This window comes from Amycolatopsis sp. NPDC033938, assembly GCF_055575975.1.
On the sequence record NZ_JBVIRO010000008.1, the window covers coordinates 155,350 to 169,598 of the forward strand.

General features: G+C 69.0%; 9 protein-coding genes. 6 read left to right on the forward strand and 3 right to left on the reverse strand.

The window, feature by feature from the left end; genetic code table 11:
- Window positions 1-4: 4 nt before the first annotated feature.
- The gene (locus tag ACZ5ZX_RS21715; RefSeq protein WP_465503791.1) at window positions 5-3,019 is read right to left on the reverse strand and encodes an AfsR/SARP family transcriptional regulator; all 3,015 of its coding nucleotides are present in this window, start codon (window positions 3,017-3,019) and stop codon (window positions 5-7) included.
- A 154-nt stretch (window positions 3,020-3,173) separates the two neighbouring features.
- On the opposite strand from ACZ5ZX_RS21715, the gene ACZ5ZX_RS21720 reads away from it, so the two are divergent.
- The 3 genes from ACZ5ZX_RS21720 to ACZ5ZX_RS21730 all read left to right on the forward strand — a co-directional run bounded on the left by ACZ5ZX_RS21720 (window position 3,174) and on the right by ACZ5ZX_RS21730 (window position 7,064).
- Window positions 3,174-4,088, forward strand: a complete 915-nt coding sequence (locus ACZ5ZX_RS21720; RefSeq protein ID WP_465503792.1) for a cation diffusion facilitator family transporter — start codon at window positions 3,174-3,176, stop codon at window positions 4,086-4,088.
- A gap of 529 nt (window positions 4,089-4,617) precedes the next feature.
- Window positions 4,618-6,138 carry an amino acid permease gene (locus ACZ5ZX_RS21725; protein ID WP_465503793.1) on the forward strand — a complete coding sequence of 507 codons (1,521 nt, stop codon included), beginning with the start codon at window positions 4,618-4,620 and terminating at the stop codon, window positions 6,136-6,138.
- Window positions 6,139-6,359: 221 nt separating this feature from the next.
- Complete coding sequence (locus ACZ5ZX_RS21730; protein ID WP_465503794.1) at window positions 6,360-7,064, forward strand: LPXTG cell wall anchor domain-containing protein; 705 nt, start codon at window positions 6,360-6,362, stop codon at window positions 7,062-7,064.
- A gap of 82 nt (window positions 7,065-7,146) precedes the next feature.
- On the opposite strand, the gene ACZ5ZX_RS21735 is transcribed toward ACZ5ZX_RS21730, so the two are convergent.
- A complete protein-coding gene (locus ACZ5ZX_RS21735) occupies window positions 7,147-9,441 on the reverse strand; it encodes a hypothetical protein (RefSeq protein WP_465503795.1) in 2,295 nt (764 codons plus the stop codon).
- 92 nt (window positions 9,442-9,533) lie between these two features.
- Here ACZ5ZX_RS21735 and ahcY point away from each other — a divergent pair, with 92 nt between their 5' ends.
- The gene (gene ahcY, locus ACZ5ZX_RS21740) at window positions 9,534-11,006 is read left to right on the forward strand and encodes an adenosylhomocysteinase (RefSeq protein ID WP_465503796.1); all 1,473 of its coding nucleotides are present in this window, start codon (window positions 9,534-9,536) and stop codon (window positions 11,004-11,006) included.
- Window positions 11,007-11,614: 608 nt separating this feature from the next.
- Here ahcY and ACZ5ZX_RS21745 read toward each other — a convergent pair.
- Window positions 11,615-12,610 carry a hypothetical protein gene (locus ACZ5ZX_RS21745; protein ID WP_465503797.1) on the reverse strand — a complete coding sequence of 332 codons (996 nt, stop codon included), beginning with the start codon at window positions 12,608-12,610 and terminating at the stop codon, window positions 11,615-11,617.
- A gap of 250 nt (window positions 12,611-12,860) precedes the next feature.
- Between ACZ5ZX_RS21745 and ACZ5ZX_RS21750 the strand changes: the two genes are divergently transcribed.
- Both ACZ5ZX_RS21750 and ACZ5ZX_RS21755 read left to right on the forward strand, forming a co-directional pair.
- The gene (locus ACZ5ZX_RS21750; protein WP_465503941.1) at window positions 12,861-13,445 is read left to right on the forward strand and encodes a papain-like cysteine protease family protein; all 585 of its coding nucleotides are present in this window, start codon (window positions 12,861-12,863) and stop codon (window positions 13,443-13,445) included.
- Window positions 13,442-14,209: a hypothetical protein gene (locus ACZ5ZX_RS21755; RefSeq protein WP_465503798.1), complete on the forward strand. Its 768-nt coding sequence runs from the start codon at window positions 13,442-13,444 to the stop codon at window positions 14,207-14,209. The genes ACZ5ZX_RS21750 and ACZ5ZX_RS21755 overlap by 4 nt, the downstream gene beginning before the upstream one ends.
- The last annotated feature ends 40 nt before the right edge of the window (window positions 14,210-14,249 follow it).

Genomic DNA, 14,249 nt, shown 5'->3' on the forward strand with positions numbered 1-14,249 from the left:
CCGGTCAGGCCGGGGCGGGTTCGGTGAGCGACAACAGCAACCGGACGAGGGTCGAAGCGTTGGCGTCGTGGGGGACTTCCAATCGCTTCGCCTCTTCGCCCGCCGCCTCGGCCGCCCTCGTCTCCCCGACGGCCTCGTACGCCCGGCGCAGCACGTGCAGGGTGAGGCCGGTCGCGGGTTTCCCGCCCATCGCCCGGAATTCGTCGAGGCAGTGGCGCAGCACGGGAATCGCGCGATCGGCCCGGCCGTCGCCGATCCAGCTGGCCGCGATCGCGCGGGTGCAGGAAAGCTCCCGCGGCCGTTCTTCGAGCGCGCCGGCCAGCCGCCGCGCGTTCTCGTAGGCCTTCACCGCGCCGACCCGCCGACCGGCACCCGCGAGGATGGCGCCCTGCGTGCGCAACGACTTCGCCAGCGCCGATTTCGCCGTCGTCCGGCGCAGTACCCGGACCGACTCCTCGATCGTCTCCAGTGCTTCCGCCGGACGCCCGTCGAGCATCAGCGACCACGAAAGTCCTTGCAGGGCAACGCCGAGCTGGCGTTCGTCGCCTCGTTCGCGGGCGTGCGCGAGGATCCTGCGGTCGATCTCGAGCGCTTCGGTGACCTTGCCGAGCCGGTGCAACGCGGCGGACTCCGCGTGCCGCGCGTACGCTCCGGGTCCCGTTTCCTCCACAGTGGACAGTTCGCGGGCCTGGGTCGCGGCGTGCAGGGATTCCCCCGCCCGGCCGAGACCGACGAGGCAGTGCGCCAGATTCGTCTCGACCCACGCCTGCGCGGAACTGTCGCCGAGCGCCGCCAGCTCCTTCGAACATGCGCGATAACCCTCGACGGCGCGTTCGTACTCGCCGCGAGCGTGCAGCAACACCGTCAAGTTCGCCTCGGCGATGGCCACGATATGCCTGTCACCCGCCTCTCGGGCGGCGTCTCGCAGAGTCTCGTACGCCGTCCGCATATCGGTGTAGTGGCTGTGCAGGTACAGATACGCGCTCAGCCTTTCCAGTATCCGCAACGCTTTTCGCCGCCAGCCGATGGCGCACAGCGACGAGACGGCGGTGACCAGATTGGCCCGCTCCACGGAGAACCACGCGCCGGGGTCGCGCAGCAGCCGCTCGACCAGTTCGCCCGCGAGCGGTTGCGCGGGCAGATCCTGATCCGACAACGGCATCGGCACCGTCCTCGGCAGACGGCGGGCCGCCGTGTCGGCGAGGCACAGCGCCGCGTCCGACACCTTCGCCACGGTGGCCACCCGCTCGGCGTGGGTCTCCAGTTCCCGGCCGAGTTCGGTGGCGAACACGCGAACGAGGTCGTGCACGCGGAACCGCTGTTCGCCCGTCGGATCGAGGCCGGTGGCTTCGAGCAGGCTGGCTTCGACGAGTTCGTCGACGGCCGCGTCCGCTTCTTCGTCGGCGGTGTCGTTGATGAGGGTCGACACCGCCCAGGCCGGAAGGTCGAGGGTGCGGCAGCGGCCGATCAACCGGAACGCGCGCCGCGCGCCCGGACTCAGTGCTCGGTAGCTCAACGCGATGCTGCCGCGGACCTGAAGATCGCTGACCCGCAGTTCGTCGAGGCGGGAGACCTCGTCTTCCAGCTTCGCGGCGAGTTTCCCCAGCGGCAGTCCCGGCCGCATGGCGAGCCTGCTGCCCGCGATCCGCAGCGCCAGCGGGAGATTGCCGCAGGCCTTGGCGATCCGCTCCGCGTCCGCGCGCTCGGCGTCCACCCGGCCCGGCCCGGCCAGCCGCTCCAGCAGGGTCATCGCCTCGGTGCCGGACAGCGGCGCGAGGTGGAGGCGATCGGCCCCGGCGAGGCCGGAAAGCCGTTGCCTGCTGGTGATCAGGACGGCGCAGCCCGGCGTTCCCGGCAGCAACGCGCGGATCTGTTCCGGGCCGGCGGCGTCGTCGAGCACCACGAGTACCCGCCGGTCGGCGAGGCGTCCGCGGTAGACCGCCGCCCGCGCCTCGACGTCGTCCGGGATCGCGGGGCCGGTGACACCCAGCGCCCGTAAGAGGTCGCCGAGGACGTCGGTGAGATCGCGCGGGCTGGAGGCGCCTGCCAGCGGGACGAACAGCTGACCGTCCGGAAAGGACCGGCGCAGCCGGTGCGCGGTGCTGACCGCGAGGGTGGACTTGCCGGCACCGGGTTCGCCGGTGATCACCGCGACCGGGACGCCGGTGCCGTCGCCGAGCAGGCCGGAGAGTCGCACGATCTCGCCTTCGCGGCCGGCGAAATCCGCGATGTCCGGCGGGAGCTGGCAGATCGGGAAGACCGGCGCGGCCTTGGTGGCGGGCACCGGATCCTCACCGCGGAGCACGGCGGCGTGCACGCGGCGGACCTCGGCGCCGGGTTCCACGCCGAGTTCTTCGACGAGGGTGGCGCGCAGATCGCGGTAGACGGCCAGCGAATCGGCCTGCCGCCCGGCGCGGTGCAGCGCGATCATCAGCTGCGCGGCCAGCCGCTCACGCAGGGGGTGTTCGGTGATCATCGCCTGGAGTTCGCCGGTGAGTTCGCCGTGCCTGCCGTCGGACAATTCGGCGTCGACACAGTCTTCGAAGGCGGCGAGCCGTTCCGATTCGAGCCGGGCGACGTCCGCGTCGAGCCGGGGGACGTGCAGTCCGGACAGGACCGGCCCGCGCCATTCCGCGAGCGCGCGGCGATAGTGCCCGGCCGCCGCCGCCGGATCACCCGCCCGCGCGGCGGCTTTCCCCGCGGCCGCTGCCTCGCGGAAGGACAGCAGATCGAGTTCGCGGGGCTCGACCACCAGCCGGTAGCCGTGCGGATTCCGCTCGATCTCCAGCCCCTCGATCCGCGCACGCAGACGGGAGACGTAGGTGTGCAGATTCGAGGCGTACGACTTCGGCGGCGTCTCCGGCCAGAGCGTCTCGACCAGTGCGTCGACCGGGACGGACGAGTTCGCGTTCAGCAGCAGGACGGCCAGCAGGGTGCGCTGATGATCGCCGCGCGGCGTCGTACGCCGCCCGTGCGGGCTCTCGATCGTCAACGGTCCGAGCACGCCGAATCGCGGCACGGGCACCTCCCCAGCTCATGAGAGGGGCGAGACTAGCGAGGGCGTCCGACAATTCTGTGACCTGTCCCCGGGTGGGGCCGCCCAGCGCGTACGGGCTCATCTGCACTGCTAGCCTTCGAACCCGGCATATCGGGACACCATTGGGGAGTTGCACGTGTCTGCAGGTGGCGGAACCAAGGCGATCATCGCCGCGCTCGTGGCGAACGCCGGCATCGCGGCCGCGAAATTCACCGGCTTCCTCATCACGGGGTCGTCCTCGATGCTCGCCGAGTCCGTGCACTCGCTCGCGGACACCTCGAACCAGGGGCTGCTGCTGCTGGGCCAGAAGACCTCGCAGCGCAAGGCGACCCGCACGCATCCGTTCGGGTTCGGACGGGACCGGTACTTCTACTCGTTCATCGTCGCGCTGATGCTCTTCAGCCTCGGCTCGGTGTTCGCGCTGTGGGAGGGCATCCACAAGATCGGCGAGCCCGAGGCGCTGACCTCGCCGCTGGTGGCCGTCGGCATCCTGGTGGTCGCGATCGGGTTGGAGTCGTACTCCTTCTACACCGCGATCCAGGAGTCGAAGAAGATCAAGGGCGACGTGGGCTGGTGGGCGTTCATCCGCCAGGCCAAGACCCCCGAACTCCCGGTGGTCCTGCTGGAGGACGCCGGCGCGCTGCTCGGCCTGGTGTTCGCGCTCATCGGCGTCGGGCTTTCGGTCGTCACCGGCGATCCGGTGTGGGACGGTATCGGCACCGTCATGATCGGCCTGCTGCTCGGCGTCATCGCGATCATCCTGATCATCGAGATGAAGAGCCTGCTGATCGGCGAGGGCGCCTCTCCGGCCGACCTCGACACGATCGTCGACGAACTGGCCGCGGGCAAGGTCGAGCGGGTCATCCACATCCGCACCCTCTACATCGGCCCGGACGAGATGCTGGTGGCCGCGAAGCTCGCTTTGGTACCCGGATTGGACACCGGCGAGGTCGCGCGGGCCATCGACGACGCCGAAGCGCGTGTGCGCGCGAAGGTGCCGACGGCGAAGCTGATCTATCTGGAGCCGGACCTGGACCGCTCCCTGGTCTGAGCCTCGCTCGGCCCAGCTTTCGGGCCCGGTGACTTGGGGCGGTGGGACCGTCTGCACCGCGAACCAGGAGGAAAAGCTGCAAGGAAAGGTCCTTTCCTCGCAAATTTTGCGAGGAAAGGACCTTTCCTTGCGTGCGGGTGCGGTGGCGGGTGCGGGTGCGGTGGGTCGCCGGGTGGCGATCCGGGCCAGACCGGACCGCCCGCGTGAAGGGCGGTGGGGGTCGGGATCGACGACGTGGCCCGAGCCCGGACCTTGATCAACGGAGGATCCTCCCCACTCACCCACGGCGGCCTTCGGCATCCCCAGCCTCAAGCCGAAAAGTCCGTGAAGGCCTCCTTCCCTACCCTCAAAGTAGGCAAGGAGGCCTTCACGGACTTTTCGTACCGCCGCGACCGCCGTTCGGAGCAACTGTCCGTACTCCGCCGGTTACCATCGCGACCTCCTCGTACTTCGTTGCTCTCCCACCGCGCTGCCGTTCCGGCCGGGAGATAGGGTCCGTTGAACCGCAGTCAGGTGTAGGAGGTCAAGGGTGCCCGGAAACGGTCTGTGGCGTACGAAATCCATCGAGCAGTCCATCGCGGACACGGACGAGCCGGGGACCAAGCTCAGGCGGAACCTGGGCGCGTGGGATCTGACCGTCTTCGGTGTCGCCGTCGTCATCGGTGCCGGGATCTTCACCCTCACCGCGCGGACCGCCGGTGACTTCGCGGGACCGTCCGTCTCGCTCGCGTTCGTGTTCGCGGCCATCGCCTGTGCCTTGGCCGCCCTTTGCTACGCGGAATTCGCGTCGACCGTCCCGGTGGCCGGGAGCGCGTACACGTTCTCCTACGCCACGTTCGGCGAGTTCATGGCGTGGATCATCGGCTGGGACCTGATCCTGGAACTCGCGGTCGGCGCGGCCGCGGTCTCGAAGGGCTGGTCCGCCTACCTCGAAACCGTGCTCTCCTACATTTTCGGCAAGGGCACGAAGACGACGTTCGAGATCGGCCCGGTGCCGGTCGACTGGGGTGCCCTGCTCGTGGTGCTCGTGCTGGCGACACTGCTCGCGGTCGGCACGAAGCTGTCGTCGCGGTTCTCGATGGTGATCACCGGGATCAAGGTCGCGGTGGTGCTGTTCGTGATCGTGCTCGGCATCTTCTACATCAAGGGTTCGAACTACACCCCGTTCATCCCGGACGCCCAGCCTGCCGCGGAGTCGGCGTCCACCGGTGTCGACCAGTCGCTGTTCTCGCTGGTCGCCGGTGGCGGCAGCAGCGCGTTCGGCGTCTTCGGCCTGCTGGCCGCGGCGTCGCTGGTGTTCTTCGCGTTCATCGGTTTCGACATCGTCGCGACCACCGCCGAGGAGACCCGCAACCCGCAGAAGGCCGTGCCCCGGGGCATTTTCGGCTCGCTCGCCATCGTCACGGTGCTCTACGTCGCCGTGTCGCTCGTGGTCGTCGGCATGGTGAACTACAAGGATCTCGCCACTTCGGCCGGTGACGGCGGCAAGAAGACGCTCGCGTCCGCGTTCGCGGCCAACGGCGTCGACTGGGCGGCCAACATCATCTCCGTCGGCGCCCTCGCCGGTCTGACGACCGTCGTCATGGTGCTGATGCTCGGCCAGATCCGGATCATCTTCGCGATGTCGCGTGACGGCCTGATGCCGCGCGGCCTGGCGAAGACCGGCGAGCACGGCACGCCGAAGCGGGCGACCATCGTCGTCGGCGGGCTGGTCGCGGTCGCGGCGACGTTCTTCCCGGCGGACAAACTCGAGGAAATGGTCAACGTCGGGACGCTTTTCGCTTTCGTTCTGGTCTCCGCGGGTGTGCTGGTGCTGCGCAAGACCCGGCCCGATCTGCCTCGCGCCTTCCGGGTGCCGTGGGTTCCGGTGATCCCGATCCTCGCGATCGTCGCCTGTGTCTGGCTGATGCTGAACCTGACCGTCCTGACCTGGCTGCGCTTCCTCGCGTGGATGGCGCTCGGCGTCGTCATCTACTTCGCCTACGGCCGTCGTCATTCGCTGCTCGGCAAGCAGAACAAGGACGAGGTGCCGACGTCCGTATCGGACTGATCATTCTCGTTTCGGCGGCCCACCATTCCTTTGTGGATGGTGGGCCGCGCCGTTCGGGGCCCCGGTTTCGGTGTGAAATCGGTGTGCGATAGCGTCCGGGCTCTTACTTCCCCCTAGTGGGTGAACGGGGCTCGTGTAGAAGCACCGCGAGTTGACCTTCACCCCTAAAGAGGCACCTCGCTTTGCTCGTTTGTCCCCCGATCGGTACAGGAGAGCTCTGAATGCAGATCATCACCAGACGGCGTGTCCGTTCCGCCGCCACCGTCTTCGCGCTGGCGACCGCCGCCCTGCTCGGCGTCACGGGCACCGCGCTGGCGTGCCACACCGACGACGGCCGCGCCATCCCGACGCCGAAGAACGTCAGCACCTGTGAAAAGGCCCAGCTCCCGGGCACCGAGATCTCGACGAAGGACCTGACCTTCACCGGTGGCACGGAGAAGGACAAGTACCTCAACATCACCGCCGTCGGTGAAGGCGTCACCGTCACCGCGATCGTGGTCAAGGGCGGCGACGGCTACAACATCTACGAGCCCGGCAAGCGGGGCCTCGGCAAGACCCCGCCGTGGGAGAAGCTGCGCTCGCCGATGAACAACGGCGGCCAGCAGGCCGACATCAGCCACTGGTTCGCCTGTGGCGAGAAGAAGACCGAGCCGACGAAGCCGCCGAAGCCGACCGAGCCGACGAAGACCACCACGGCCAAGCCGCCGACGTCCGCCCCGACCACCTCGGACAAGCCGACCCAGACGTCGGAAGCCCCGAGCAGCACCACCGCCCCGGCCCCCGCGGTCGGCGGTAACGGTGGCAACGGCGGCGGCCTCGCGGACACCGGTTTCGACAACGCCTGGCTGCTGTGGGCCGGTGGCCTGCTGGTCCTGGCCGGTGCCGGCGTCCTGATCCTGCTGCGCGTGCGCCGCAAGGCCAACTGACGTAGGTAGCTGAAAGGGCCCTTCACCGCATGACATGCGGTGAAGGGCCCTTTCGCTGCGTCCGACTCGGGGAAAGTTCCCTTCAGCGCATTTGGGGGAAGTCCCCGAAGAGCGATCCCTGCTCGCCCCAGGGGTTCGTCGGGCGCGGACGGCCGAGCCCGGCGGCCATCGCGACGGCGTTGTCCCATTCGGCGTCGACGACGTAGTCCGTGTGCTTGAGCACGCCGGGTGCCCAGCGGTGCCGCCCGGTCGGCCCGCGCATCGGGTCGGGCAGCCAGTGATCGCCCCCGAGCACGAGGACGCCCTTGTCGTCGGCTTCGGCGGCCAGCGGTCCCGTCCCGCCGCCGGGCAGATAGCCGTCGCCCAGCAGTTTCCCGCCCACTACCCGGTGCCGCCACGTCGTGACGCCGCCGCCGAAGATGTCCGTGCCACGGCACAGCGCCCGCCAGCGGCCGTCGAGATCTTCGTACAGCGCGGCCAGTTGTGCCTGCGGCAGCATCGCCGGGAAGGCCCGCTGATAACCCCATTGAAGTGGTGAACCGGCGGTCAGCAGCCCGACGCGGTCGCGGTCTTCCGGCGGGAGATCGGCGATCACCCGAGCCGCGGCGAGCACGGTGAGCAGGCTGCCGAGGTTGTACCCGGACAGCACCACCCGCGTGCCCGGATCGGCGAGGTGTTCCTTGACCCGGTCCGCGAGTTCCGGGACGACCTTGAGCGCGTAACTCGGCGGAACGGTCGGATGCGCGGCACGCGGCCAGAAGCACACGAGGTCGGCCAGCGCGCCGAGGTGACGGCTGCGTTTGGGGGTCGTCGCGGCGGCGAACACGACACGCAGCAGCCCCGCCGCCATCGCGCCCAGCGCGAACACGCCGATCGTCGAGAGCGGCGTGAACCAGCCGGGTAGATGCCCGAAACCGAAGCGCGCGACCAGGAGGGCGCCACCGCCCGCCGCCATCGCCAGCGCGACGGTGAGGGCGAGATGGTGCAGATGCTTGCGTTCCCACGAAGCACGGGCCCAGACGCGCGCGGCCTCGTCTTCCTGTGCCTTGCCGATCTCCATCAGCGCGACGATCTCCGGGATGCCGCGCCGCAGCCGCCGCAGCGGGACCGCGACGGCGAACCCGAGCACACCGAGCACGACGGCGAGCGCGAGCCCGGCGCCCCACAGCACGGTCACCAGGACGTAGGTGTCGGGCAGGCGCAGATCGTTCGCGCCGACCAGTTGCCGCAGCGCGACCGCGAGTCCCGCGCCGAAGCCGCCACCGAGCAGCCCGGCGAGCGCGAGGACCGGGGCCGCGGCCCAGCCGCCGAGCCACGGCCGCAACCGGTGCGGCAGGTGCTTCCAGGTCGGACGGCCGAGCAACGCCGCCGGGACGAGCATCAGCGCGAAGAGCGAGGTCACCGCGACCATCGCCGCGCCGAGCGCTTCGACCGTCCCGTCGGCTCCGCCGAGACCGCCGCCCGACAGCCCGGCAGGCAACGGTGTCCGGCGGACGACGGCGATCCCGACCAGCGCGACGGCGATCGCGATCAGTCCGCCGCGGACGATCGGGCCTGCCGAGAAACCGACCGTCGAGGCCACGAGCGCGGCGAGGACGAGCGCCAGCGCGCAGCTCCAGACGATCAGGTCGAACGTCGCCGTCGGCAGCCGGAACGGCCCGCCGAGGAGCGGAAGCGCGACACAGGTCAGCGCGGCGACGGTGTGCAGCGTGCGCAGGCCCGGCGTCCGCGGCAGGTCCTGGGGCTGTAGCGGGCTCGAACTGTGGGCGCGGTGCAGCCGGTTCCGTGAGCGCCAGTCCGAGGACGGGATCCGGTCGAGCACGAAGATCAGCGCCAGCAGCGGCAGCACGCCGATCGCGGTCCGCAGCGGCGCGAAATCCCGCAGGAACGACGGCGCGCCCGTGAGGCAGGCGGAGCCGGGGGCGAGGCATTGCGCGGCGAACAGGTCCAGCGAGACCACCGCGAGCTGGCTGATCAGCAGCATCGTCAGCAGCAGCGAAGCCACTCGCAACACACCGCGGCAAGCGGCGGCGAGCAGCGCGGCGGACCGTTTGCCCTCCGGGACCGGCGGCAGCATCCAGTGCGCGACGTTCGCCAGCGAAAAGGGGAACAGCAGCGCCCAGGTGGCCTTGGCCGCGCCCCCCGACGTCATCCCGCTCCACAGGTAGCCTTCGAGAATGCGCGGGATCGAACGGCCGAGCGCGGGCAGCACCGGACCGGGAGCGGGACGGCGCAGCCGGTCCGACGGCCGGATCAGCCTGCCGATCCCGTCGCCCGCGACGTCGACCACCGACGTCGAATCCAGCAGGCTTTCACCGCTCGTGCCCACTAACCCGGGTACGCGTATTTCGACGACGCGGGTGTCGGGACCCGGCATGACCACGGTGAAGGCCTCCAAACCATTCCAGTGGGGACTGAGCCGACAACGGTACTGTTCCGATGTCATCCAACCTTGGAGGAAGCGCGCATATGACCCCCGAAAGCGTTGCCAAGCGGCACGACACCCGCAACGGCATCGAGTTCGCCGTCGCCGATCTCGAGGCCGCCGAGTTCGGCCGCAAGGAGATCCGCCTCGCCGAGCACGAGATGCCTGGCCTGATGGCGTTGCGCCGCGAGTACGCCGAGGTGTATCCCCTGCGGGGAGCCCGGGTTTCGGGCTCGCTGCACATGACGGTACAGACCGCGGTGCTGATCGAGACCCTCGTCGCGCTGGGCGCGGAGGTGCGCTGGGCCTCGTGCAACATCTTCTCCACGCAGGACCACGCCGCCGCGGCGGTCGTCGTCGGCCCGCACGGCACCGTCGAGGAGCCGAAGGGGGTGCCGGTGTTCGCCTGGAAGGGCGAGTCGCTGGAGGAGTACTGGTGGTGCACCGAGAAGATGCTGACCTGGGACGGCGAGGGTCCCAACATGATCCTCGACGACGGCGGCGACGCCACCATGCTGGTGCACAAGGGAACCGAGTTCGAGAAGGCGGGCGTCGTCCCGTCGCCGGACGAGAACACCTCGGACGAGTTCCGCGTGTTCCTCCAGCTGCTGAGCGCCTCCGTCGCGGCCGACACCGGCAAATGGACCAAGATCGGCGAAGGCATCCGCGGGGTCACCGAGGAGACCACCACCGGCGTGCTGCGGCTCTACCAGCTCGCCGCCGCCGGTGAGCTGCTGTTCCCGGCGATCAACGTGAACGACGCGGTGACCAAGTCGAAGTTCGACAACCGCTACGGCATCCGGCACTCGCTGATCGACGGCATCAACCGCGGCACCGACGTCCTCATCGGCGGCAAGGTCGCGGTTGTCTGCGGCTACGGCGACGTCGGCAAGGGTGCCGCGGAATCGCTGCGCGGCCAGGGCGCGCGGGTGATCGTCACCGAGATCGACCCGATCTGCGCGCTGCAGGCGGCGATGGACGGCTACCAGGTCAAGAAGCTGGAGAACGTCCTCGGCGAGGCCGACATCATCATCACGACCACCGGCAACAAGGACGTCGTGCTCGTCGAGCACATGGCGAAGATGAAGCACCAGGCGATCCTGGGCAACATCGGCCACTTCGACAACGAGCTCGACATGGCGGGTCTGCAGCGCTACCCGGGCATCCGGCGGATCAACATCAAGCCGCAGGTCGATGAGTGGGTGTTCCCGGACGGCAAGAGCATCATCGTGCTGTCGGAAGGCCGACTGCTGAACCTGGGCAACGCGACCGGCCACCCGTCGTTCGTGATGTCGAACAGCTTCTCCAACCAGGTGATCGCGCAGATCGAGCTGTTCACCAAGTACGAGGAGTACGACAAGGAGGTCTTCCGCCTCCCGAAGAAGCTCGACGAGAAGGTCGCGAAGATCCACCTCGACGCGCTCGGCGGTGAGCTCACGAAGCTGACCAAGGAGCAGGCCGAGTACATCGACGTGGACGTCGAAGGCCCGTTCAAGACGGATCACTACCGGTACTGACGGCTGCCATGAAAGGTCCTTTCCTTGCAAAATTTGCAAGGAAAGGACCTTTCATGGCGCCTTTTTCATCCTGGGTTCAGAGGTGTGGGTGTCGTGAGTGGTAAGTGTCGTTCTGGCCAAGGGTGTTTCAGGTACCTACGGTGGGTGGGTCCGGTGACGGCCTGGCCGTGAAGGACTCCTTGAGGGACCCAGAGTCCCTCAAAGTTCCCCTCACCCGTCGCGGACGACCATCACGAGCCTCAGCAGCACCACCAGTCACACCGGCTGCGCGTGAAGGACCCCTTCCCTCGGCTCAGCCGAGGAAACGCGACCTTCACATCTTCCCCAGTACATGATGGCCCCCTTCCTTGCGCCTACAGCAAGGAAGGGGGCCATCATGTACCTCACGCCAGCAAGTCCGCAGGACACGGGTAGGTACCTAAGAGAGGGTTTGCTCTAACGACACTTACCACTCACGACCAACTTTCGGGTCCGGTGACGTGGGGCGGCGGCTCTGATCGGCGGCGTGCGAGCGTGTCTCACGGGTCTTGAGTGACCTGACCTCGCAGGTAATCGGCTCCTTGCGACGGCCTGCACCGCGAACCAAGATGAAAAAGGCTCATTGCGCGCTAGCGCCACTCGACCTCGATGCCGGCCAGCCCCGGCCCGGCGTCGCTGAAGTAGCCACTGGTCACGCCGCCCATGTCGAGCGGCAGCTCCTCGGACTCGACGGGCACGGCGTCGTCACGGGTCCGGAACTGCCGCGTGCAGCGGGCGGGCAGCGCGCCGAGCGCGAACTTGAGCTGCACCAGATAGCTCGAGCACTGGTCCCGCAACATCCGGAAGTAGCCGGGCGACGCGGTGCCCGAGTCGTCGCGGACCTCGAAGCAGAACACGTGGATCTCGCCCTCGGCGAGCTTCCGATCGAAGAGCAGTTCGGTGGCCATCGTCTCGGCGTCGGCGTTGCGCCGGATCCGGCCGACCCGGCAGCCCTCGGCGGTGATCAGCTCGACGTCGCCGATATTGCAGCCGGGGTCGCCGTTGTAGACGGTGACGTACCGGTCCGGGCCGTGCCGCCGTGCCCGGCACACCAGCCGGGTCTGCAGGCCGACCTGCCGGTGCGCGGCGTCGAAGGTGATCGTGTCGTGCACCGAAAGCATCTCGAGATCGGCGTTGTAGCGATTGGCCGACGGGTACGCGCCGAGTTCGGACAGCAGCTGGTCGACGATCGAGCCCATGTCACCGGAACGGATGTCGTGGAACGACGCGGCCATCTGATGCCCGCGCGCCCGCGCCGTCCGTGGCCCGATCAGCACGACGAGCGCGTCGGGAGGCAGCTGCAGCACCGATTCCAGGGCACGGACCGCCGGCAGCGCCTTGGGTACCTCCGGCTGGCGTAACCCGCGCTGCCAGTAGCTCAACGTCGACTGTCCGATTTGGACGCCGCGAAGCCCGAGATGGGCGCGAAGCCTGGCCAGCGAGAGACCGCGATAGGCGATCGCCTGCCGCAACGCGTGGTGGAATTCGCCGCTGCGAAGGGCTTCGACCAGCTCTTTGGGCAGGGCTTCGAGCGGTTGACGGCGCGCACCGTCGATGATCGTCGGGGTGTCCCCTTCTCGTGTCACCGCTCGTCCCTTCACCAGACCAGTGTGTGCGCTGAGCGTGAACACCGCGGAACGTTCACGTTAGCAGCGCACTGTGAACACTACGTCCCCCGTTCGGGGTGGTTGACCCCGGAAGAGTGACCGTTCCGGGGTGTGGAAACGCCCCGGAACGGTCCGTTCCGCCGAGTGCCCATCTTGCTCTGTGTGAACCTTCTGTTCACCGTTGTGACCACATTGGTTCGCCATGGTGACCAGGAGGCCCGTCGTGCCTGTGTTCTCGAGGAGGGTTTGCGCCGCGGGCGCCGCGAGTCTCGCGGCGTGGCTCGCGGTCGCGACCCCGGCGAGCGCGCTGCCCCCGTCGTCGGCCCGGCAGCACTCCGCCTATCAGAACCCCATCGTCATGCAGGTACAGGAAAAGCCGCAGTGGTGCTGGGTGGCTTCGGGCAACACCATCGCGGCACGCCACGGCGTCACCGTCAGCCAGAACGAATTCTGCCGGATGGCCCACGACGAGCGGCGCCGGGACTGCGCCGACCGCCCCGGGACGCTGGGCGACGTCCGGCACGCCTTCGGCAAGCTGGGCTTCTCGGCCCCGGGGAACTACGTCAAGGGCCGCATCCCGTACGCGGCCGTTCAGGCGCAGGCCGATGCCGGGCAGCCGGTGCAGACCCGGGTCGGCTGGGCCGCGGGCGGCGGCCACATGCACGTGCTCTACGGCTACGACACCGGCCGGAAGTGGGTCTCGTGGGGGGATCCACTGCCCACCGGTAACCGCTACAACTGGTCGACCTACGACTTCTACGCCGGCAACCGGTCCTTCACCTGGACCCACACCCTCACCGGGATCCGGCGATGAGGGCGCGGCGGATCCTCGGGCTCGCCGGGCTGGTCGCGATCGCGTTGCTGATGTCGGCGCCGGGAGCGCGCGCGGATCACCTGTCCGGTGAAGATCTCGCGGCCGCGAAGGCGGCTGCCGACGATCCCACGCTGCGTGCGGAAATCAGTCGCTTCTTCACTCAGACGGGTGGTTCGGGGCATTCGCCGTCGGTCACCGTCGTCGGCGAATCCTTCCCGGTTTACGAGCTTTCGAGGGATTTCGTCGCCGGAGACGGCGCGGTCGCCGGGCAGCTCGCCTACGTCGCCGTCCCGGTGACGGCGTCCGACGGGCAGACCGCGACGGTCTGGTCGGTCCGTGGCGACGACGGTGTCTGGCGCGTCGGCAACATCGCGTCGGGTGACCGGGAAAGCGAACTGGCCCGGCGGCTGCCCGCCGGTGCGACGCTGCTCCACGAGCCCCAGGTCGACGCCTGGTACGCGCTGCGCGACGGCCGGGTGACGCTGCTCGACTCGGGCGCCAGCGGCTACGCGGACGGCGCGTCGGCCACACTCGCGGAGTACCAGAAGACGGTCTCCGGCCGGTACGGGCCGATGCTCGCGGGCTCGCCCTACGCCCAAGAAGGCAAGGCCGGCGGTTACAACGCCCAGGTGATGCCTCGCGGTGACGGCGGCCCCGCACCCGACGCGCAGGACACCGGCTTCGTCCCGCTGCTGATCTTCGGCGGCTTGCTCCTCATCGGTATCGCCGGCTTCTTCCTCCACTCGAAGCGGCGCGTCCCCTAGCGGACCGGTGGGCCGGGCGTGTGCTGACCCCGCCTGGCCC